The organism is Solirubrobacter phytolaccae (genome assembly GCF_027587195.1).
In the GTDB taxonomy this organism is placed as follows: Bacteria; Actinomycetota; Thermoleophilia; order Solirubrobacterales; family Solirubrobacteraceae; genus Solirubrobacter; species Solirubrobacter phytolaccae.
In genome coordinates this window covers 1-20,181 of sequence record NZ_JAPDDP010000030.1, presented here as the reverse complement: position 1 = coordinate 20,181, position 20,181 = coordinate 1, and the positions used below count along the sequence as shown (strand labels likewise).

Below are 20,181 nucleotides of genomic sequence, written 5' to 3'. Positions count from 1 at the left end.
TTTGGATTTGCTGCGCAGTGCCAAGGAGGAGAGAGCGCTCTCGACCTGCGACATCGGTGCGGACGGCGTGGTCCGCACCTGGTCGCGCGCGGCGACGCGGCTCTTCGGCCACGAGGCGGATCAGATCGTCGGCCGGCACGTGCGCGCGCTGCTGCCCGACGCGCCGCTGCGTCCGGACACGGCGGTCGAGACCGTCGCGGTCCGTGCGGACGGCGAGCGGATCGCCCTCGCCGTGCGCTTCGCCGCCACCGACGAGGACGGCACGCTCGCCTGCCGCGCCCACGAGGTCGCGCACCGGCGTGAGCCGGCCGTGCTGCGCGCCGACCTCGCCGCGCGGGAGTTCGCCACCGACGCGGTGGTGAGCGCCGACCGCGCGGGGCACGTGATCGGGCTCAACCCCGCCGCCGAGCGGCTGCTGGGCTGCACGCTGAAGTCCGCGCTCGGGTGTTCCCTCGCCGAGGTGCTCGGAGACGAGACGCTCCCCGAGCAGGTGCTCAGCGGGCACCCCGTCCACACCGAGCAGACGCGGACGCCGGGCCAGCTCACGCTCATCAGCGCGCTGCCGCTGCGTGATCACACCGGCGAGGTCGTCGGCGCCACGGCGATCTTCAGCGACGTCACCGCCCAGCGCGGCGCCGCGGCCGCGCGTGAGCGCGAGGAGCGCGAGGCGCGGCAGATCGAGCGGACCTCGCGCGCGCTCGCGGAGTCGCTCGACCTGGACGCGACCCTCAAGCGCGCCGCGGAGACGTTCGTGCCCGACCTCGCGGACCTGTGCGTGATCTTCTCGCTCGAGCCCGACGGGAAGACGCTGACGTTGCGGGCCGCGGAGGCGGCGGACGCCGAGGTGCGGGAGTTCTCGCGCCGCGCGATCGGCATGCAGCGCCCGCTGGAGGCGCACGTCGAGGGCGCGCTGGTGACCGGGCAGCGACCGTACCTGCACGGCCACCGCAGCATGGCCGACGAGCCGCCCGTCGTGGCCGCCAAGCTCGGCGACGTGTGGCGCACCGCGCTCCCGCTGCGCTCGAACGGTGGCGTTTGGGGCCTGCTCGTGCTGGGTCGCAGCGACCGCCGGCCGGAGCCGGACGCGCGCGAGCTGCGGCTGATGACCGCGCTCGCCGACCGCGCGGGGCAGGCGCTCGAGAACGCGCGCCTGCACGCCCAGTCCACCCAGGCGCGTGAGCGGTTCACCGCCGCGTTCGAGCACGCGCCGATCGGGATGGCGCTCGCGGACGCGACCGGCGTGATCACCGAGGCCAACCCGGAGCTCGCCCAGATCACCGGTCTCGCGCAGCTCGTCGGCGCGCGCCTGCCGGAGCTGTACGACCCGAACCACGTGGGCGCCGAGGAGACCGAGCGCCCGTTCGCCCGCCCCGACGGCGAGACCGTCTGGGTGCAGGTGCGGGTCGCGCCCGCCGGCGCCCACGTCGTCCTGCTCGTGCAGGACATCACGGACCGCAAGCGGCACGAGAGCCAGCTGCAGTACCTCGCCGACCACGACGCGCTCACCGGCCTCTACAACCGCCGCCGCTTCGCCGAGGAGCTCGACTGGGTCCTGGCCTACAGCCGCCGCTACCGCAGCCCGTCGGTGGTGATCGCGGTCGACGTCGACAACTTCAAGTTCGTCAACGACACCTACGGCCACGCGACCGGGGACGCGCTGCTCGTCGCGATCGCCGAGGCGCTCCGCGCCCGCTGCCGCAACTCCGACATCGTCGGCCGGCTGGGCGGCGACGAGTTCGGCGTCGTCCTGCCCCACAGCGGCAAGGAGGAGGCCGACATCGTCGCCCAGGCGCTGCTCGAGGCGGTCCGCGACGGCGTGCGCGTGCCGGTGGGGGAGCGGACGGTCCGCGCCACGGCGTCGATCGGCGTCCGGCTGATCGGCCCCGAGACCGAGCAGACCGCCGAGGAGATCCTCTCCGACGCCGACATCGCGCTGTACGACGCCAAGGAGAGCGGCCGCGACCGCCTGTCGGTCACGGGCGACGGCAGCGCCGTGACCGACCGCCTACGGGCGCGCATCGGCTGGTCGGACCGGATCCGCGACGCGCTCCACCACGACGGGTTCGCGCTGCACGAGCAACCGATCCTGCACATCGGCAACGACCAGGTGGAGAGCTCGGAGCTGCTGCTGCGGATGTGCGGCGACGACGGCGGCCTGATCGCGCCCGGCGCGTTCCTGGAGATCGCGGAGCGCTTCGGCCAGATCCAGGCGATCGACCGCTGGGTGCTCGGCCGCGCGCTCGAGCTGCTCGCCGCCCGCCACGCCGCCGGGCTGCACTTGGACGTCGAGGTCAACCTCTCCGGCGGCTCGATCAGTGACCCGGGCGTGATCGACTTCATCGTCGCCGAGGTCCGCAACGCGCCGATCGACCCGCGCTGCCTCACGATCGAGGTCACCGAGACCGCCGCGATCACCAACCTCGACCGCGCCCGCGCGCTCGCCACCAGCCTCGCCGACCTCGGCTGCCGCTTCGCGCTGGACGACTTCGGCTCGGGCTTCGGCTCCTTCTACTACCTCAAGCACCTGCCGTTCGACGTCGTCAAGATCGACGGCGAGTTCATCCGCGAGCTCGAGCACAGCCACGCGGACCGGCTCACGGTGCAGGCGATCGTCCACATCGCCCGCGGCCTCGGCAAGCCCACGATCGCGGAGTTCGTCGAGCGCGACGCCACGCTGCGCCTGCTGGGTGAGCTCGGCGTCGACTACGCGCAGGGCTACCACGTCGGCCGCCCGCAGCCCGTGGAGCTGCGGCCCAGCTTCCTCAGGGACGCAGGATCCGGCGCACCCGTCGAGCCAGCTCGAAAGGGCTGAACGGCTTGGGCAGGAAGTCGTCGACGGGCCCGACGGGGGTGCCGGCATAACCGGACATCAGCAGCGTCTTGAGCGCGGGCCGGCGCGTCTTGAGCTTGGCGGCGAGCTCCGGGCCGGTGATTCCGCCGAGCACGACGTCGCTCACGAGCAGGTCGATCGGCCCCGGTTCGGCGGCCGCGAGCTCCAGCGCCTCCTCGCCCGAGGACGCGACGAGCACCCGGTAGCCCTCGGCGGACAGCAGCCGCTCGACGACGGTGCGCACGGTCTCCTCGTCCTCGACCATCAGCACCGTGCCCGCCGCGTGCGGGCGGCGGCCGGCGACCGGGCTGGGCGGCGGCTCGACCGCGGGCAGGTGCAGGCGCACGGTCGTCCCGATGCCCGGCGCCGACTCGAGCTCGAGCTCCCCGCCGAGCCGCTCGCACAGCGCGTTGACCGTCGTCAGGCCGAGCCCGACCGCGCCCTTGGTGGAGAAGAACGGCTCGACCGCGTGCAGCGCGGTCTCGGCGTCCATCCCCGGCCCGTCGTCGGCGAACACCAGCAGCACCCGCCCGTCCGTGACCGCCGACTCGATCACGAGCCGGCCGCCGCCGCTCATCGCGTCGCGCGCGTTGAGCGCGAGCTGCATCACGGCCTGCTCGAGCGCGCCGAGGTTGACGTGCACGCCCGGGAGCGCGTTCGCCAGCCGCAGGTCCAGCTCGACCTGCTCGCCGAGCACGACCGTCAGCAGCCGCCCGACGTCGCGGACCGAGCGGTTGACGTCGACGACCTCGACCTGCGCCTGCTCGCCCTGGCTGAACGCCATCAGCTGGCTCACGAGCCGTCCGGCGTGCTCGGCCGCCCGCACGATCTCGCGCACGTCGGCGTGCACCGGGTCCTGCGGCTCCAGGCGGCTGAGCGCGAGGTGCGCGTAGGCCGAGATGCTCGTCAGCGCGTTGTTGAAGTCGTGAGCCACACCTCCGGCCAGCCGACTGGCGGCGTTGGCCCGCGCGAGTGCGTCATGCGCGTCCGGCGCCGTATCCACCCGTTGAGTTATAGCCCTTGAGTACTGGAGACATACCCGATCCGCCGTTCGAGGGGCTCCCGCCCGAGCGCCGGCTGCAGCTGCTCGAGCGGCTCGCGCGCGGAATCGCGCACGACCTCAACACGCAGCTGACGGCGATCATGGGCTTCGCCGACCTGACCGCCGCCGACCCGGCGCTCTCCGACGCGCTCCGCGCCGACGTGGAGCAGATCTCGCTCGCCGCGCAGCGTTCCGGCGTGCTCACCGCTCGGCTGCAGACCTACTGCCGCCTGCAGCCCGGCGCCGTCCAGATCGTCGACCTGGACGAGGTGATCGCCGCGAGCCGACCCGCCCGCGAGCGCCTCGCCGGCCCCCGGCTGACGCTCATCGACGAGCCCGCGTCCGCCCTCACGCTCGTCGCGATCGAGCCCGCCCACCTGCAGTGGTTCCTGCTCGACGTGGTGGCGACGGCCCGGGACGCGCTCCCGGAAGGCGGACAGCTGCGCTTCGCGACCACGCACGACGACGGGTGCGCCAGGTTGACGATCACGGGCGCCGGCGAACCGGTACTGCTCTCCATCCCGTTCACAACTCCCTAGGATCATCGCGTGGTGCGCGTGCTGGTGGCGGAGGACGAGGATGGGACGCGGCTGTCGCTCTCCCATGTCCTGCGCGTGGAGGGCTACGAGGTCGACGAGGCGCGTGACGGGATCGAGGCCGAGCGCTTCGGCGTCGAGGGCGACCACGCGCTCGTGCTGCTCGACGTCGAGATGCCCGGGCTGGACGGGGTAGAGGTCTGCCGGCGAATCCGCGCCGCGCGCCCGAGCGTCCCGATCATGATGCTCACGGGCCGTGACACCGAGCTGGACGCGATCCGCGGGCTCGACGCCGGCGCCGATGACTACGTGGCCAAGCCGTTCCGGCTGCAGGAGCTGCTCGCGCGCGTGCGCGCGCACGTGCGCAGATCCAATCCCGACCTGCTCGCGGCCGGCGACGTCCGCGTCGACAAGCTCGCCCGCCGCGTCTGGCACGGCGAGGACGAGCTCGCGCTGAGCCCGCGCGAGTTCGACCTGCTGACGTTTCTCGTGCAGAACGCCGGCCGCACCGTCACGCGTGAAGAGGTCATGAACGCGGTCTGGGACGGCGAGTGGCTCGGCTCGAACAAGACGCTGGACATGAACGTCGTCGCGTTGCGCCGGAAGTTGGGGGACGATGCGCGCGCGCCAAGATACGTCGTCACGGTGCGCGGTGTAGGGCTCCGCTTCGAGGTTTGACGAAACCTTTGCCTTAACCGGGTGAAAGAAAACGCGGCTCCCGCCGACCACCAAGGTCGTGGACGAGACCGCCGAATATCTCCCGATGTTCCTGGCCGAGGGCCGGGAGCACCTGCAGGAGCTCAACCTTGCCGTGGTGCGCATCGAGGAGACGCCTGATGATCAGGCGACCGTCGACGAGATCTTCCGGATCGCGCACTCGATGAAGGGCATGAGCGCGACCATGGGCTTCGCCGGCATGGCGGCGCTCACGCACGAGATGGAAGACGTGTTCGAGCTCCTGCGCCAGCGCGCGGGTGGGCTCGAGCGCTCCGCCGTCGACGTGCTGCTCGAGTGCCTCGATGCGCTCGAGGCCGCTACCGACGCGATCGAGAGCACCGGCTCCGAGTCGATCGAGCCCGAGCCGCTGATCGTGCGTCTGCGCACCCTGGTGCGCGACGACGAGTCCGAGCACGCCGGCGATGCCGCCGGCGCCGAGGCCCCGACCGCCCTCGCGACCGTGATCGAGCAGCCGGAGAACCTGAGCGAGCTGGCCCAGGGCCGGCGCGTCGTCCAGGTGCACGCCGAGCTGATCGAGGACGCCTCGATCCCCTCCGTGCGGGCCTACATGATCCTCTCGACCCTCGCCGAGCTCGGCGAGACGCTGGCCTGCCGGCCCGCCCCGGACGACGTGGAGACCTTCAAGGGCACCGACATCGTCGCCTGGCTCGTGAGCGACCGGACCGACGCGGAGCTGGCCGAGGCCGCCGCGTCCGTGGCCGAAGTCGCCGACGCCCAGGCCACCGAGGCCGTGCCGGACGCCGCCGTCGACGCGCCGGACGACGCCTCCCCGGAGGCCCCCAAGGCCGCCGCCGCGGCCGAGCCCGCCAAGGCCGCTGCCGCCGCCGCGCCGCGTGGCAACCACGGCTCGTCGACCGTCCGCGTCGACGCCGAGCGCCTCGACCAGCTCATGCACGCCATGGGCGAGCTCGTCCTGCACCGCACGCACGTCGAGGGCCTCGCCGCCCACGCCGACGTGCCGGGCCTGCCGCAGGCCCTGCAGGCGCTGACCCGCACCTCGCACGCCCTGCAGGCGATGGTCATGCAGGTCCGCATGATCCCCGTCGAGGCCGTGCTGCTGCGCTTCCCGCGGCTCGTGCGCGACCTCTCGGTCAAGCTCTCCAAGCAGGTCGAGCTCGAGCTCATCGGCAAGGACACCGAGCTCGACCGCAGCGTCGTCGACTCGCTCGGCGACCCGCTGGTGCACCTCATCCGCAACTCGCTCGACCACGGCCTGGAAGGCCCGGAGGAGCGCAAGGCCGCGGGCAAGCCCGAGACCGGCAAGCTCGAGATCTCCGCGCGCCACGCCGGCGGCAACGTGGTCATCTCCGTCAAGGACGACGGCCGCGGCGTCGACCCGACGCGCGTGGCCAAGAAGGCCTTCGAGCGTGGCCTCATCACCGCTGAGGCCGTCGACTCGATGGACATGGCCCGCGCCACCGAGCTGCTGTTCCATCCCGGCTTCTCCACGTCCGACGTCACGTCCGACATCTCCGGCCGCGGCGTCGGCATGGACGCCGTGCGCGTCGCCATCCGCGGCCTCGGCGGCGAGGTCACGATGACCTCCGTGCTGGGCCAGGGCACGACGTCCGAGATCCGCCTGCCGCTGACGCTGGCGATCATGGCCGCCCTGCTGGTGCAGGTCGACGGGCGCGCGTTCGCGATCCCGCTGGACCGCATCGAGCGCACCGTGCGCCTCGCCGACCAGACCGTGCGGTCGGTCGCGGGCAAGCGCATGCTGGTCATGAGCGACGGCGTCATGCCGCTCGTCGACGCGTCCGAGCAGTTCGGCGGCTCGCGCGACAGCGAGGCGGCGTTCGCCGTGATCGTGCGCGGCAACGGCCAGCGCCTCGCGTTCGCGGTGTCCGCTCTGGACGGCCAGCGCGAGCTGGTCACCCGGCCGCTGCCGCCGGAAGTTTCCGACGGCTCGGCCCTCTCGGGCGCCGCCGTCCTGTCCGACGGGCAGATCGCCCTGATCGTCGATTGCGACGCCGTCGCAGAAGGAGTCGCATGAGCGCTTCGTACAACGAGGTGCAGCTTGACGCGCTGCGCGAGCTGGCCAACATCGGCGCCGGCACGGCCTCGACCGCCCTGTCGGAGATGCTGGGTCGTTCGATCGACCTGGCCGTGCCGGACGTCTCCGTCCTGCCGATGGCCGACGCCGTCGACCAGCTTGGCCCGGCCGAGCAGGACATCACGGGCATCATGCTCGGTGTCGAAGGTGAGCTCCCGGGCACCGTCCTGATGCTGCTGACGCCCGAGAACGCGGAGAAGATCTGCGTGATGCTCGGCCTGGAAGCCGACTCGGAGCTGGCGCCGTCGGCGCTCGGTGAGATCGGCAACGTCGTCGGCACGTCCTACCTCAACGCGCTGGCCGGCATGACCGGCATCGCCGTCGAGCCCACCCCGCCTACGACCGTGACCGACATGCTCGGCGCGATCGTGGAGTCGATCCTCGCGGTGCGTGCCGCGTCGAGCGACCGCACCCTGTTGTTGGACTCGAGCCTCATCGTCGAAGGTGAGGACTGCTCGATCGTCTTCCTGCTCGTCCCCGACCACGGTGGGGCGGAGGAGCTGCTTGATCGCATTGGTCTCGCATGAGCGATCTGATGGCACGCATGGGCGAGCTGTGCGCCTCGGGCACCCCCGGGGACTCACTCGTCGCGCTCGGCCTCGGCTCCTGCATCGGCCTGGTCCTGTTGGATCGTCGTAAGGGCGTCGCCGGACTCGCACACATCGTGCTGCCGGCGGCCGAAGGGCACAACAAAGAGCTCAACCCGCTCAAGTTCGCCGACAAGGCGGTTCCCGAGCTGATCCGTCAGGTGACGGCGCTCGGTGGTCGCAAGCCGATGTTCGAGGCCATCCTCGTCGGCGGCGCGAGCATGTTCGCCGGTGCGGGCTCGACCCTCGAGGTCGGCGTCCGCAACGCCGCCGCGGTCAAGGAGGCGCTCGCCAAGGAGCGCATCCGGATCCACGCGGAGGACACGGGCGGCACCAAGGGCCGCACCGTGCGCGTCGACCCGATCACCGGCATCGTCACGGTCCGCAAGGCGGGCTCGAAGGACGAGCAGCTGTACCCCGCAGTTCCCAAGACTTCTTCCCATTCCCGTGTACTTCAGGAGGTGGCCTGAGATGGCCCGCGTTCTCGTCGTCGACGATGCCGCGTTCATGCGCAAGATGGTGTCGGACGCCCTCGTCAAGGCTGGTCACGAAGTGATCGCCGAAGCCACCAACGGCCAGGAGGCCGTCGATCAGTTCCAGGCGCTCAAGCCTGATCTGGCGACCCTCGACATCACCATGCCCGAGAAGGACGGCCTCGCCGCCCTCGCGGAGATCATGTCCCTGGACCCCAGCGCCCGCGTGATCATGTGCTCGGCGCTGGGCCAGGAGTCCAAGGTCATGGAGTCGATCAAGCTCGGCGCCCGTGACTTCGTGGTCAAGCCGTTCAAGGCCGACCGCGTGCAGGAAGCCGTCGAGAAGGCGCTCGCGTAGTTCTCAGGCTCGGTTCGCGTGCTCGGCCACCGTCTGGCTCGAGCGCGCGAATCGTCCTTCGCGCTGATTGATCCCCAGGCCGCTCGCGATGCGAGTGCCCAACCCGGGGTCGACCGCGCTCCAGTAGGCGACGACGCGTTCCTGCGTGGAGGTCGCCACCTCGTCGCTCGCGTGGCCGACGACGTTCTCGACCAGGTGATCCCGATCGGCATCGCTCATGACCTCGCGGTAGAGCGTGCCCGCCTGGCCGAAGTCGTCGTCCTCGGCGTGCTTGGCGTTCGCGTAGCGGCCGATCTCATCCCCGGCGACGGACCAGGTGATGTCGGCCGCGCCCGCCGGGTCGGCCGCCGGCCCGCCGTGTGAGTTCGGCGCGTACACGGGCTGGTCGCCCGCGTGCCGGTAGGTCATCTGCCCGTCCTTGTTGTAGGAGTGCACGGGGACCTTCGGCGCGTTGATCGGCAGCTGCTCGTGGTTGGCGCCGATCCGGTGGAGATGCGTGTCGTGGTAGGAGAAGATCCGGCCCATCAGCATCTTGTCCGGGCTCAGGCCGATGCCGGGCACGAGGTTCGCGGGGGAGAAGCCCGCCTGCTCGACCTCGGCGAAGAAGTTCGCCGGGTTGCGGTCGAGCACCATCCGGCCGACCTCGATCGCCGGGTAGTCGCCGTGCGGCCAGACCTTCGTGAGGTCGAACGGGTTGAAGCGGTAGTTCTCCGCCTCCTCGAACGGCATGACCTGGACCTCGAGCCGCCACTCAGGGGCGTTGCCGCTGTCGATCGCGGTGCGCAGGTCGCGGCGGTGGAAGTCCGGATCCTCGGCGGACATGGCGTCGCCCTCGGCCTGCGTGAAGTTCTCGATGCCCTGGGCCGTCTTGAAGTGGTACTTGATGAAGAACTTCTCGCCGCCCGCGTTCATCCAGCTGAACGTGTGGCTGCCGAAGCCGTGCATGTGCCGGTAGGTGCGCGGGATGCCGCGGTCGCTCATCAGGATCAGGACCTGATGCGCCGACTCCGGGGACAGGGTCCAGAAGTCCCACTGCATGTCGTTGGAGCGCATGCCGGTGTCGGGCAGGCGCTTCTGGGAGTGGATGAAGTCCTGGAACTTGGACGCGTCGCGGACGAAGAACACCGGCGTGTTGTTGCCGACCAGGTCGTAGTTGCCCTGCTCGGTGTAGAACTTCAGCGCGAAGCCGCGCGGGTCGCGGACGGTGTCGGCGAAGCCCTGCTCGCCGGCCACGGTCGAGAAGCGCGCGAACATCGGCGTGCGCTTGCCCGGCTGGAACAGGTCGGCCTTGGTGAACTGGCTGACGTCGTTGGTGACCTCGAAGAACCCGTGCGCGCCGCTGCCCTTCGCGTGCACGACCCGCTCGGGCACGCGCTCACGGTTGAAGTGCTGGATCTTCTGGACCGTGTAGTGGTCGTGAAGGACGGTCGGGCCCTGCGGGCCGACGGTGAGCGAGAACTCGTCGCTCGGCGCCGGGATGCCGGAGTCGGTGGTCGTCGTGGGCCGTCGCTCGTCGCTCATGCAGGGTCTGTCACCGGCCGGGCCGGTGGTCAAACCTCAGTGGTGCAGTCGCGTGGCGAGGGCGGCGTCCAGCGCGGACGCGGCGTGCTCGACGGCGGCCAGCGAGCCGTCGCCCCGCTCGACGTCGCGTGCGGCGTCGGCGAGCGCCATCGCGCCGAAGCTCGCCGCCCCCGAGCGCAGGCCGTGCGCGTGGTGGCGGACCTCGTCGGGGGTCGTCGCGGCGCGCAGCTGGGCGAGGCGCGTCGCGAGGTCCTGGCGGTACACGGTGAGGAGCTCGTCGACGGTGACGCGGCCGAGCGTGGCGTCGAGGTCGGCCAGGTTCACCGGCCCGGACCCATCCGGAAGCCTATGCCGCGCACGGTGAGCACGAAGTGGGGGTTGCGGCCGTCGTCGCCGAGCTTGCGCCGCAGGTTGGAGACGTGGACGCCGACGAGGTGGTCGTCGCCGAACCAGTTCTCGCCCCAGACGCGCTCGAGCAGCTGGGAGCGGGTGAAGGCGACGCGCGGGGAGCCGCTGAGGACGTCGAGCAGGTCGAACTCGCGGCGCGTGAGGTTGACCACGGCGCCGTCCAGCCGCGCTTCACGGGCGCCCGGGTCGACGACGAGCCCGCCGAACGCGCGGACCGGCTCGGGCTCCGGGGCCGGCTCGGTCTGCATCCGCCGTGGGCGGCGCAGCATCGCGTGCACGCGGGCGATGAACTCCGGCGTCGAGAACGGCTTGGTGATGTAGTCGTCGGCGCCGGCGTCGAACCCGATCACCTTGTCGAGCTCGGAGTCCTGGGCGGTGAGCATCAGCACGTAGGCGTCGCTGAACTCGCGCAGGGAGCGGCAGGCGGTGAAGCCGTCGGTGCCGGGCAGGCCGATGTCGAGGACGATCAGCTCGGGGTCGAACGTCCGGGCGGCGTCGAGCCCGCTCTCGCCGTTCTCGGCCGTCTCCACGGCGAAACCCTGTTGGGTCAGCAGGGCGGTGACCAGCATTCGGGCGGAGGGAGTGTCCTCCACCACAAGGGCACGGCGCGGATCGGGCACGTCCCCAGTATCGACGGATGTCAGGAAATCGTTAGTCCGATAGGAGGAGACTGACCGCTTCTGGCGTTTCGGCGGTGGTCGCTACGGGCGGCTTGAGCGGTCGGCGAATCAACACCACACGCAGGGACTTCGCGCGCGCGGCCTGCAGCTTCGCGTCCGGGCCGCCGCTGTCCTTGGTCACCAGATGGGTCAGCTGGTGACGTTCTATGAGGGCAAGCTCAGTGCTGAGGTCGAACGGACCCTTGGCGAGGATCAGCTCGTGGTGCGGTGGGAGCGTCGGCGGTGGGTTGAGGGCGCGGACGAGGAAGAACGCGGGATGCGCGTCGAGCGCCTCGACCTCGTGGTGGCCGGTGGTGAGGAAGACGCGGGCGTCGGCCGGCAGCTCGGCGTGCGCGAGGGTGTCGACGTAGGTCCAGTCGTCGCCGGGCTCCGGGACGAACCCGGGGCGCTCGAGCCGGATCACGCGCACGCCCGCGTGCTGGGCGTTGGCGCTGATGCGGGTGGCGAACGGGTGGGTGGCGTCGACGATCGTCGTGATGCCGTGTTGCTCGACGTAGGCGGCCAGGCCCTCCGCGCCGCCGAAGCGCGTCGTGCGGGCGAGCGCGAGGATCGCGTCGTCGCCCAGCAGCGCCTTCAGCTCCCGGGCTTCCTGCGTCCCGCCTAAGATCAGCACGGCCATGGAAGGCGATGCTGACACGCGACGCGTCTGGGTGATCGGAATCGGGGCGGGGGATCCCGCCTGGATGACGCTCGCCGCGGTACGGGCACTGGAGACGGTGGACGTCGTGTTCGTCTTCCAGAAGGGTGACGACGACGAGCTGGCGCTGGCGCGGCGCTCGCTGCTGCCGGAAGGCGTGCGCGAGGTGGTCATCGAGGATCCGCCGCGGGGCCGGGGCGCGGCCGCGGTCGCGGCCTGGCGGGCCCGGCGCGTGGCGCTGGTGCAGGAGGCCGTCGCCGCGGAGGCGGGCGAGGCCGCGTTCCTCGCCTGGGGCGATCCGTCGCTGTACGACGGGCTGATCGACGTGCTGCGTGAGGCCGGGCTCGGCGTGCGCGTGGTGCCGGGGATCTCGGCCGTGTCCGCGCTGTGCGCGCAGTTCGGGATCCCGCTGAACCGCGTCGGCGGCTCGGTGCTGATCACGAGCGGACGGCGGCTGGTGGCCGAGGGCTGGCCGACCGGTGTGGGCGACGTCGTCGTGATGCTCGACGCCGACCTGACCTTCAAGCGCTTCCCGGAGGCCGAGATCTACTGGGGCGCCTACCTCGGCACGCCGGACGAGCTGCTGCTGTCCGGCGTGGTGGCCGAGGTGTCAGACGAGATCGAGCGCGTCAGGAGTGAGGCGCGCCGGCGGAAAGGCTGGATGTTCGATACGTACCTGCTGCGGCGGGCCGCACCTGGCTGATCCAGCGCTCGGCGAGGGCGCCGAAGCCCAGGCCGAGGGTCGCGTAGAGCACCGCGTGGGTGCCGAGCGTGGAGAGGCGGAACGAGTAGAGCAGCTCCGGGCTGAAGCCCTCGGGCATCTCCTTGACGGCGGGCATCAGCACCGAGGCGATGCCGGCCAGCACGACGTAGCCCGCGACGGCGACCAGCGTGCCGTTCCACGTGCCGAGGCGCTTGACCGCGTCGCGACCGATCCGCAGCGCGGCGAACGCCGCCACGAGCGAGAGCAGCAGCATCACGAAGTAGGTCCGCGTGCGGAACCCGATCGTCTCGTCCAGGCTGACCGCGGGCGGGTTGCTCGGGTACTTCAGGAACGGGACGAAGACGATCACGACGAAGGCGACGAGGCCGAGCGTCGCGGCGGTGACCCGCGGGCGGGCGTGGCCGACGCGGCCGAAGACCGCGGCGAAGACGAGCGCGAACACGCCGCCGGCGGCGATGGCGTAGACCACCGTGCCGGTGAGGAGGCCGAGGCTCTCCTGCATCGTGCGGCTGACGAGCGGCGCCTCGTTCGAGGGCGGGCTGATCGACTCCTCGAACGCGATCGCGTCACGGATGTGCGGCTCCCCGAACAGGTAGCCGAAGGCCCACATCAGCACGCCGGCCGCGAGGCCGGCGAGCATCCCACGGATCAGCAGTCCGCGGACGATCTTCTGGCTGTCCACGGGGCTGCCTAGTGGCAGGGGAAGCCCAGCAGATGCCGGGCGTCGTGGACCCACTCGTGCATGGTCATGCCCGGGAAGACCGACGTCGCGCCCTCTTCGGCGCCGACGAAGTAGAAGAGGATGATCGCCAGCAGCGCCGTGAGCAGCGCGTAGGGGATCAGGTCGCTCAGCGGCATCAGCGGGACGCTGGGGGCCTCGAGTTCCGGTGTGAAAGTGGTGTCCGACAAGTTGTGGTCCTCCCTCGGGATCGTGCGTCCCGGGTGCAGAGTGCGACGTGTTGCGACGGTGAAGTTCCTGGCTTCCGGGCGGTCCCGGTCACAGTGGCGCGACCGCACCGGACTTGCACCGGCTTTCCTCGCACCTCGCTATTGACGGCTGGATGCTAGTGCACGTCACACCCAGAATGCGACCAGGGTCACGCACACGACGATTTCGGTGAGCTTCGCGCTGGCCCCGTAGCCGTCGCCGGTGATGCCGCCGAGGGTCCGGTGGAGGAAGAGCGCGACCGCCGCGGTGGTGATCGCGGCCGCCGCCAAGGCGACCGCGCCCGCGGCCGGGCCGGCCACTCCGAGCGCGATCGCGGCGCCGATCACGGTCGCTGCGGCGAGGCGGGTCGGGGTGGGGCGCAGGAGGCTGCCGGCGCCGCCGGGCTTCGCGGGCTCGAGGAAGCCGACGGGGAGGATCGCCCAGCGGCTCAGGACGTGGGCGACGATCAGCGTCTTGACGGCTTCGGTGGTGTCGAGCGCGGCGACGGAGGTTGCCGTGAGCAGGAGGGCGAGGATCAGCGCCGTGGCGCCGAACGCGCCGACGCGCGGGTCCTTGAGGATCTCGAGGCGTCTTGTCCGGTCCACGTGCGCGCCGGTGGCGTCGGCGACGTCGGCGAGGCCGTCCTCGTGCAGCGCGCCCGTGATCAGCACCGCGACGGCGATCGCGAGGATGGTCGCGGGGAGCGGCGGGAGGACCTGGTCGGCCACGGCCCTCGTGCCGGCCGCTGCGGCACCGACGACGAGGCCGACGAGCGGGAACGTCCACGCGGCGCGGCTCAGGTCCGGGTCGCTGGGGAGCGGGACCGGCAGCCGCGTGAGGAAGGCGAGCGCGGTCCTCACGGGCTGGAGAGCGCGGCGATCAGGCGGTCGGCGTCCTCGCGGACGGCGACGCGGATGTGCTCGTCGTCGAGGCCGAGGTCCTCGGTGGGGCGGACGGCGATGCCGTGCGTGCGGAGGCGCTCGGTCGTGCCGGGCGGGACCTTGACGAGCAGGAAGTTGGCGGCGCCGGGGTGGACGTACAGGCCGGCGGCTTGCAGTTGGCGGGTGAGCCGGTCGCGCTGGGCCGTGGTGCGCTCGATCACGCCGTCGTCCTGGGGGCGCTCGGCCCAGGCGGTCATCGCGGCGAGCGCGAGCGCATTGACGGGCCAGGCCTGGCGGCGCGCGTCGAGGCGCTCTACGAGGTCGGGGTCGGCGATCAGGTACCCCGCGCGCAGGCCGGCGATCGAGAAGGCCTTCGTGAGGCTGCGCAGGACGACCGTGTGGGGCGCGCCGGCGACAGTTGGTTGCGGGTGCGCGACGAAGTCCATGAAGCTCTCGTCGACGACGAGCGTGCGGTCGGGGCGGGCGAGCGAGTGGATCGCTTCGCGGCGGTGCAGCGTTCCGGTCGGGTTGCAGGGGTTGGTGACGAACACCAGCGCGACCTCGTCGTCGACCTCCGGCAGCGTGAACGGCGGCGGGCGGTCGATCAACGTCGGCGTGCGGCCGTGGGCCCGGAGCGCCGCCCGCGGCTCCCCGAACGCGGGCATGACGATTCCGGCCCGGCCTTCGACCGTCGCCGCGAGCAGCCAGAAGCCCTCGGCGGCGCCGTTGAGGACGAGGACCTGCTCGGGGGTGACGCCGTGCCGGTTCGCGAGGGCTTGCCGGGCGTGCGTCTCGTCCGGATACGGCCCGATGTTGGCCCACGCGGCCTGGACGGCGTCCGTGAGCCACCGCGGCGGCGGACCGGCGACGACGTTGACCGCGAAGTCCTCGTCGCCCGGCCGGACCATCTTGTCCCCGTGCGGCGCTTTCATAAAGGCCCTGGGTCTTTATCTAGGTTGAGGGTTCGTCCGGCGACCACAAGCACCACCCGGTCGGCCGTCTTGGCGAGCGTCTGATTCGCGTCACCGAGCAGGTCCAGCCAGCGGCGGGTGGTGGGGTCCGGGGGGACTGGGCCGAGCCCGGCCTCCTCGGCGACGACGACCACCGGCTCGGCGTGGCCCTGGAGCGCCGCGATGCCGGCGTTCACGATCGGGTCGATCGCGTCCGAGTCGCCGCCGTCGAACGCGCCGTGACGGTACATGACGCCCGCGATCCAGACGCCGAGGCCGTCGAGCAGGACCGGACCCGTGGCCTCCGCCAGGGCGCCGGCGAGGTCGTCCTCGACGTTGATCGTGGTCCACTCGGGCCCGCGGCGCGCCTGGTGCACGGCGATGCGCTCGCGCATCTCCTCATCGTTCGCGGCGGCCGTGGCGAGGTAGGTTCCGCCGCGGATCAGCGACTCCGCGTACGAGCTCTTGCCGCTGCGGCGGCCGCCCAGGACGAGGGTCAGGCTCATGCTTCGTAATACAGGAGCGCGTTGACGGCCGCCACGGCCACCGACGACCCGCCGCGCTCGCCCCGGTTGGTGACGAACGGCAGGTCGGTGGCGGCGAGCGCCGCCTTGGACTCGGCCGCGCCGACGAAGCCGACCGGCAGGCCGACGATCAGCGCCGGGTCGGTCGGCGGGTGCTCGAGCAGCTCGAACAGCGCGGTGGGCGCGTTGCCGATCACCCAGATCGCGCCGGCGGGCGCTTCCTTCGTGGCGAGGCGCATCGCGGTCGCCGAGCGTGTGAGACCGGGCTCGGGCGTCTTCGCGCGCGGGTCGTCGAGCGGGACGATCGGCTTCCGGGACGTGATCCCGGCGGCGGCCATGCGCGCGTCGCAGTAGATCGGCGCGCCGCTCAGCAGCGCTTCCCGGCCCTTGGCCAGCGCGTCCTCGTCCAGCACGAGGCTGTCGCCGAAGCTCAAGTCGGCGGCCGCGTGGATGACGCGCTCAGCCACCGCGCGCGAGAGCGGCGGGAGATGGCTGAGGTCGATCCGCGACCGCAGGATGCGGTAGCTCTCGACTTCGATCGGATGGATCACTCTGGGCATTCGGCCACCGCGCAAGTTGCGTGTTCGGAACGGGTCTTGGGCACGAGCAACCGCGTGCCGGAGAGCAGGGCCGCGGCCTCGGCGACGCTCGGCGTGCCGACGTGCCGCGCGACGACGGCGCTCGGCGTGGGCACGTCGACGCGCGCGAGCTCGTGCGCGGGGAACGTGCGCAGCGGCACGCCGAAGTGCGCGGCCGCCTCGAGCATCGCGGGCTCCTCGGCGCGGCGGTCGACGGTCGCGAGCGCGCGGAGCGTCCCGTCGGGCAGCGTGGTCTCGATCAGCGCGCGCAGCTCCTCAGGCGGGCACCCGAGCGAGCAGCCGACGCCGGCGACGAGCCACGGCGCGGCGCCGCGCCGGTCGGCCGCGCGCGGCCGCGGTTCCCCGGCCGCGGTCATCGGCGGCCCACGATCACGGTCACCGGGTTCTCGGCGGCGAGGCGGTGGCCGCCCGCGAGCGGCTTGACGCGGTTGGCCTGGAGCGTGGTCGCGCTGACGTGCTCGAACTCGTCGTCGAGCTGCGCGAGCGTCGGCGCGATCCGGTCCACGAGTGCGAGCGTGACGACGACCACGCGGGAGTCCGTGTCGGCCACGAGCTCGAGGATGTCCGGGAGCGCCGCGCCACCGCCGCCGACGAAGACGGCGTCGGGCTCGGGCAGGGTGCGCAGCGCGTCGGGAGCGGCTCCGCAGACCGTCGTCATCGGGACGCCGTGGGCGAAGGCGTTGCGGGCAGTCAGGCCGACGGCGTCGGGGTCATGGTCGATCGCGGTCACGGCCGCGCCGAGACGGGCGCACTCGACCGCGACGCTGCCGCTGCCGCAGCCGACGTCCCACACGTGGTCGCCGGTGCCCGGGCCGAGCGCGGCCAGGGCGAGCGCGCGCACCTCGGTCTTGGTGATCATCCCCGCGCGGTGCTCGAAGGCGTCCTCGGGGAGCGCCCAGCGGGTGGGGGTGCGGGGCGGCCAGATCGTCGGGCGGCCGTCCGTCGGCGCGTGCACGATCACGACGTTCGGGTCGTTGAACGGCGGCGCCGTGGCGATCCGCTCGTCCGGCGTGCCGAGGGCCTCGAGCACGACCGGATTGCGCGCCGCTAGGGCTTCGAAGACGAGCTCCGTGTTGCCGGGCTGGGTGAGGATCGCGACCTTCGGGTGGCGCAGCGCGGCGTTGATCGCCGGGTGCGGGTCACGGCCGTGGGCGGAGACGACGAGCGCGTCGTCCCACGGGAGGCCGAGCCGCGCGAACGCCACCGCGACGGAAGACGGCGCGGGGTGGACGACGAGCTCGTGGGTGAACTTACGAAGCGTGCGGACGATGCCGAAGAAGCCCGGATCACCCGACGCGAGCACGACCACGCCGGTGCGCGTCACCAGGTCGGGCAGGGCGCGGAGGAGATCTTTGCCGAGCACCACGTGCTCCTTGCCCGGCGCGAGCTGCTCCAGCACGGCGCGGCCGCCCGCGACGACGGCGGCGTCAGCGAGCAGCGCTTCGGTACCCGGCGGCACGGCGCCGCCGGACACGCCCAGGACGTGGAGCTCAGGCACGCTTCTTCTTGTACCGGCTCGGCGCGCCGAGGCGGCGGTAGCGGTGCCCATACCCCGGGTCGTAGACGTGCGACTGGCCCGCGCCCGCGCCGTCGCCGAGGGCGGGGCCGAGCAGCACGAGCGCCTGCGTCGTGATCTTCTCCTCGCGGATCCGCACGCCGAGCTCGTCCAGGCGGCAGCGGAAGACGATCTCGTCCGGCCAGCTCGCCTTGTAGACCACGGCGGTCGGCGTGTCGGGCGCGTAGCCGCCGTCGAGCAGGTCCTGCTGGAGCTCGCGCGGGCGGCGCACCGAGAGGAACAGCGCCATCGTCGTGCCGTGCGCGGCCATCGCCTGCAGCTGCTCGTTGGCCGGCATGTTCGTGCGCTGCGCGCGGCGGGTGATGATCAGCGACTGGCTCACGTCGGGGACCGTCAGCTCCTGGCCGAGGCTCGCCGCGGCAGCCGAGAGCGATGACACGCCCGGGACGATCACGGTGTCCAGCCCGAGCGCGCGGCAGGCGCCGAGCTGCTCGTGCAGGGTGCCGTAGAGCGTCGGGTCGCCGGAGTGCACGCGGGCGACGTCGAGGCCCTCCTCGGCGGCGCGCTTGTAGACCGCGAGCACGTCGTCGAACGTCTTGTCGTCCGACGGGATCTGCTCGGCCTGGGGCGCGTGCGTGAGCACCTCGGGGTCGACCAGGGAACGGGCCCAGATGACGATGTCGACCTCGCCCAGGATGCGCGCGGCGCGCAGAGTCAGGAGGTCGGCCGCGCCTGGGCCGGCGCCGACGAAGAACACAGTGCTCATGCGGGAACGGGCCTCCGGCGGGCACGGACGAGATCGGGACGGATGGACAGCAGGGCGCGGACGAGCAGCGCCGTGATCACGCCTTCGATCAGCGCGACGACCGCGTACGGGCCGAGGATCGACGCGGCGAGCGTGCCGCGGTCGATCTGGTGGTCGGCGCCGAGCGTCATCACCGCCACGAACAGCACCGCGCTGACCATCACGCTCACGACCGCGGTGATCCCGGCGGCGACGGGCAGCGGCAGCGGCTTGCGCAGCGCGACCAGCAGCGGGTAGCCGACGAACGCGGGCACGAGCGCGAGCAGCATGATCGTGGCGCCGAGGGTCGTGATCCCGCCCGAGCCGAACAGCAACGCGGACAGGATGCAGACCGTCGTGATCGTGAGCCCGCCGAGCCACGGACCGAGCAGGGCGACCGCGAGCGCGCCGCCGAGCAGGTGCGCGTTGGTGCCGATCGTGATCGGGATCGCGGGCGCCTCGCCGACGACGAAGAACGCCGTCGCCAGGCCGGCGACGGGCAGGTCGCGCTCGCGGGCCGTGCGGGACGCGCCGCGCAGGCACACGCCGACCCCGACCACCGCGGTGGCCCAGCCGAGCGCGGCGGCCTCGCCGGTCAGGAAGCCTTCGGGGATGTGCACGTGAGCTCCAGGGCGGCCGCGTGGCCGACCACGAACGTGACCGGCGGCGGCAGCGGGGCGGGTAGGTCGGTGAGCGTGCCGCGCAGGATCCGCTGGCGGTCACGTGAGGCGGCGCTGATGGCGGCGATCGGCGTGTCCGGCGCGCGGCCACCCTCGATCAGCTTCGCCGCGATTCGCCGGATGCGCGCGCGGCCGGTGAGGATCACGAGCGTGCCCCCGAGCGCGCCGAGGGCGTGCCAGTCGGGCGGCTCGGCGTGCTCGTCGTCATCGTCGCCGGACACGAACGTGGCCGTCACCGAGCTCTGCCGCATCATCAGCGGGATGCCGGCCGCGGCGGGCGCGGCGAGCGCGGAGGACACGCCGGGGATGACGTTGACGGGCACGCCCGCGGTTTGCAGCGCGAGCGCCTCCTCGCCGCCGCGGGACGCCACGAACGGGTCGCCGCTCTTGAGCCGCACGACCTCGTCATGGGTGCGGCCGAGCTCCACGAGCAGCGCGTTGACCTCGGGCTGCGAGAGCGCGCGCTGCCCGGGCGCGAGGCCGACGACGTGCCGCTCGGCGTCGGCGGGCGCGAGCGCCACGATCGCGTCCATCGACGGCCGGTCGTACACGACCACGCGCGCGCGCCGGATGAGCTCCGCGGCCGCGACCGTGAGCAGCGAGGGATCGCCGGGACCGGCGCCGACGAGATGGACGGTCACGCGGCCGCCTCGGGCGACGGGCCGGCTGCGGGCGGCGTGGCGGCGGGCGGCGTGGCGGCGGGCGGCGTGGCGGCTGGCGAAGTCGGAGGCC

24 protein-coding genes and 1 riboswitch are annotated in these 20,181 nt (G+C 72.4%); of the genes, 8 read left to right on the top strand and 16 right to left on the bottom strand.

All coding sequences use genetic code 11. The features are described from left to right. Positions 1-7: 7 nt before the first annotated feature. Positions 8-2,812 (top strand): EAL domain-containing protein, encoded by a 2,805-nt coding sequence (locus tag OJ997_RS17225; RefSeq protein WP_270026415.1) that lies wholly within the window; start codon positions 8-10, stop codon positions 2,810-2,812. On the opposite strand, the gene OJ997_RS17220 is transcribed toward OJ997_RS17225, so the two are convergent. After that, positions 2,763-3,833: an ATP-binding protein gene (locus tag OJ997_RS17220; protein ID WP_270026414.1), complete on the bottom strand. Its 1,071-nt coding sequence runs from the start codon at positions 3,831-3,833 to the stop codon at positions 2,763-2,765. The two genes, OJ997_RS17225 and OJ997_RS17220, sit on opposite strands and share 50 nt — an antisense overlap. 17 nt (positions 3,834-3,850) lie before the next feature. Between OJ997_RS17220 and OJ997_RS17215 the strand changes: the two genes are divergently transcribed. From OJ997_RS17215 to OJ997_RS17190, 6 genes are read left to right on the top strand one after another with little or no spacing between them, the layout of a single operon-like run. Next, the gene (locus OJ997_RS17215) at positions 3,851-4,411 is read left to right on the top strand and encodes a histidine kinase dimerization/phospho-acceptor domain-containing protein (RefSeq protein ID WP_270026413.1); all 561 of its coding nucleotides are present in this window, start codon (positions 3,851-3,853) and stop codon (positions 4,409-4,411) included. A gap of 9 nt (positions 4,412-4,420) precedes the next feature. Next, positions 4,421-5,086, top strand: a complete 666-nt coding sequence (locus OJ997_RS17210; RefSeq protein WP_270026412.1) for a response regulator transcription factor — start codon at positions 4,421-4,423, stop codon at positions 5,084-5,086. 58 nt (positions 5,087-5,144) lie between these two features. Next, complete coding sequence (locus OJ997_RS17205) at positions 5,145-7,139, top strand: chemotaxis protein CheA (protein ID WP_270026411.1); 1,995 nt, start codon at positions 5,145-5,147, stop codon at positions 7,137-7,139. Further along, positions 7,136-7,726 carry a chemotaxis protein CheC gene (locus OJ997_RS17200; protein ID WP_270026410.1) on the top strand — a complete coding sequence of 197 codons (591 nt, stop codon included), beginning with the start codon at positions 7,136-7,138 and terminating at the stop codon, positions 7,724-7,726. Before OJ997_RS17205 ends, OJ997_RS17200 begins: the two co-directional genes overlap by 4 nt. Then, on the top strand, positions 7,723-8,256 hold the full coding sequence (locus OJ997_RS17195) for a chemotaxis protein CheD (protein WP_270026409.1): 534 nt from the start codon (positions 7,723-7,725) through the stop codon (positions 8,254-8,256). Before OJ997_RS17200 ends, OJ997_RS17195 begins: the two co-directional genes overlap by 4 nt. A 1-nt stretch (position 8,257) precedes the next feature. Then, positions 8,258-8,617, top strand: coding sequence for a response regulator (locus OJ997_RS17190; protein WP_270026408.1), 360 nt, complete (start codon positions 8,258-8,260; stop codon positions 8,615-8,617). A gap of 3 nt (positions 8,618-8,620) precedes the next feature. Here OJ997_RS17190 and OJ997_RS17185 read toward each other — a convergent pair whose 3' ends face one another. From OJ997_RS17185 to OJ997_RS17170, 4 genes are read right to left on the bottom strand one after another with little or no spacing between them, the layout of a single operon-like run. Then, positions 8,621-10,138, bottom strand: coding sequence for a catalase (locus tag OJ997_RS17185; RefSeq protein WP_270026407.1), 1,518 nt, complete (start codon positions 10,136-10,138; stop codon positions 8,621-8,623). 36 nt (positions 10,139-10,174) lie between these two features. Then, positions 10,175-10,462, bottom strand: coding sequence for an Hpt domain-containing protein (locus tag OJ997_RS17180; protein ID WP_270026406.1), 288 nt, complete (start codon positions 10,460-10,462; stop codon positions 10,175-10,177). Further along, on the bottom strand, positions 10,459-11,190 hold the full coding sequence (locus OJ997_RS17175) for a response regulator transcription factor (protein ID WP_272599896.1): 732 nt from the start codon (positions 11,188-11,190) through the stop codon (positions 10,459-10,461). The genes OJ997_RS17180 and OJ997_RS17175 overlap by 4 nt, the downstream gene beginning before the upstream one ends. Before the next feature lie 7 nt (positions 11,191-11,197). After that, positions 11,198-11,845: a precorrin-6A/cobalt-precorrin-6A reductase gene (locus OJ997_RS17170; RefSeq protein WP_270026405.1), complete on the bottom strand. Its 648-nt coding sequence runs from the start codon at positions 11,843-11,845 to the stop codon at positions 11,198-11,200. On the opposite strand from OJ997_RS17170, the gene cobF reads away from it, so the two are divergent. Continuing rightward, positions 11,844-12,566 (top strand): precorrin-6A synthase (deacetylating), encoded by a 723-nt coding sequence (gene cobF / locus OJ997_RS17165; RefSeq protein ID WP_270026404.1) that lies wholly within the window; start codon positions 11,844-11,846, stop codon positions 12,564-12,566. The two genes, OJ997_RS17170 and cobF, sit on opposite strands and share 2 nt — an antisense overlap. Here the strand turns inward: cobF and OJ997_RS17160 are convergent. The 11 genes from OJ997_RS17160 to cobA all read right to left on the bottom strand — a co-directional run. Beyond that, entirely contained in the window at positions 12,493-13,269 is a 777-nt protein-coding gene (locus tag OJ997_RS17160; protein WP_270026403.1) for a CbtA family protein, read from the bottom strand. The genes cobF and OJ997_RS17160 overlap by 74 nt on opposite strands. A gap of 8 nt (positions 13,270-13,277) precedes the next feature. Beyond that, positions 13,278-13,496, bottom strand: coding sequence for a CbtB domain-containing protein (locus OJ997_RS17155; RefSeq protein WP_372517906.1), 219 nt, complete (start codon positions 13,494-13,496; stop codon positions 13,278-13,280). A gap of 40 nt (positions 13,497-13,536) precedes the next feature. Continuing rightward, a riboswitch (cobalamin riboswitch) is annotated at positions 13,537-13,678 on the bottom strand. Beyond that, entirely contained in the window at positions 13,662-14,375 is a 714-nt protein-coding gene (gene cobS / locus OJ997_RS17150) for an adenosylcobinamide-GDP ribazoletransferase (RefSeq protein ID WP_270026401.1), read from the bottom strand. (Overlaps the previous riboswitch by 17 nt.) After that, the gene (locus tag OJ997_RS17145; protein ID WP_270026400.1) at positions 14,372-15,328 is read right to left on the bottom strand and encodes an aminotransferase class I/II-fold pyridoxal phosphate-dependent enzyme; all 957 of its coding nucleotides are present in this window, start codon (positions 15,326-15,328) and stop codon (positions 14,372-14,374) included. The genes cobS and OJ997_RS17145 overlap by 4 nt, the downstream gene beginning before the upstream one ends. Beyond that, positions 15,325-15,852, bottom strand: a complete 528-nt coding sequence (locus OJ997_RS17140) for a bifunctional adenosylcobinamide kinase/adenosylcobinamide-phosphate guanylyltransferase (protein ID WP_270026399.1) — start codon at positions 15,850-15,852, stop codon at positions 15,325-15,327. Before OJ997_RS17140 ends, OJ997_RS17145 begins: the two co-directional genes overlap by 4 nt. Next, on the bottom strand, positions 15,849-16,430 hold the full coding sequence (locus OJ997_RS17135; protein WP_272599890.1) for a precorrin-8X methylmutase: 582 nt from the start codon (positions 16,428-16,430) through the stop codon (positions 15,849-15,851). The genes OJ997_RS17140 and OJ997_RS17135 overlap by 4 nt, the downstream gene beginning before the upstream one ends. Next, the gene (locus tag OJ997_RS17130; RefSeq protein ID WP_270026397.1) at positions 16,418-16,825 is read right to left on the bottom strand and encodes a cobalamin biosynthesis protein; all 408 of its coding nucleotides are present in this window, start codon (positions 16,823-16,825) and stop codon (positions 16,418-16,420) included. Before OJ997_RS17130 ends, OJ997_RS17135 begins: the two co-directional genes overlap by 13 nt. Continuing rightward, positions 16,822-17,967: a precorrin-6y C5,15-methyltransferase (decarboxylating) subunit CbiE gene (cbiE, locus tag OJ997_RS17125; RefSeq protein ID WP_270026396.1), complete on the bottom strand. Its 1,146-nt coding sequence runs from the start codon at positions 17,965-17,967 to the stop codon at positions 16,822-16,824. The genes OJ997_RS17130 and cbiE overlap by 4 nt, the downstream gene beginning before the upstream one ends. After that, a complete protein-coding gene (cobM, locus tag OJ997_RS17120; protein WP_270026395.1) occupies positions 17,960-18,751 on the bottom strand; it encodes a precorrin-4 C(11)-methyltransferase in 792 nt (263 codons plus the stop codon). The genes cbiE and cobM overlap by 8 nt, the downstream gene beginning before the upstream one ends. After that, complete coding sequence (locus OJ997_RS17115; RefSeq protein WP_270026394.1) at positions 18,748-19,389, bottom strand: energy-coupling factor ABC transporter permease; 642 nt, start codon at positions 19,387-19,389, stop codon at positions 18,748-18,750. The genes cobM and OJ997_RS17115 overlap by 4 nt, the downstream gene beginning before the upstream one ends. After that, positions 19,365-20,181 (bottom strand): uroporphyrinogen-III C-methyltransferase (gene cobA / locus OJ997_RS17110; RefSeq protein ID WP_270026393.1); only part of this gene is annotated, 817 nt, incomplete at its 5' end. The genes cobA and OJ997_RS17115, both read right to left, overlap by 25 nt.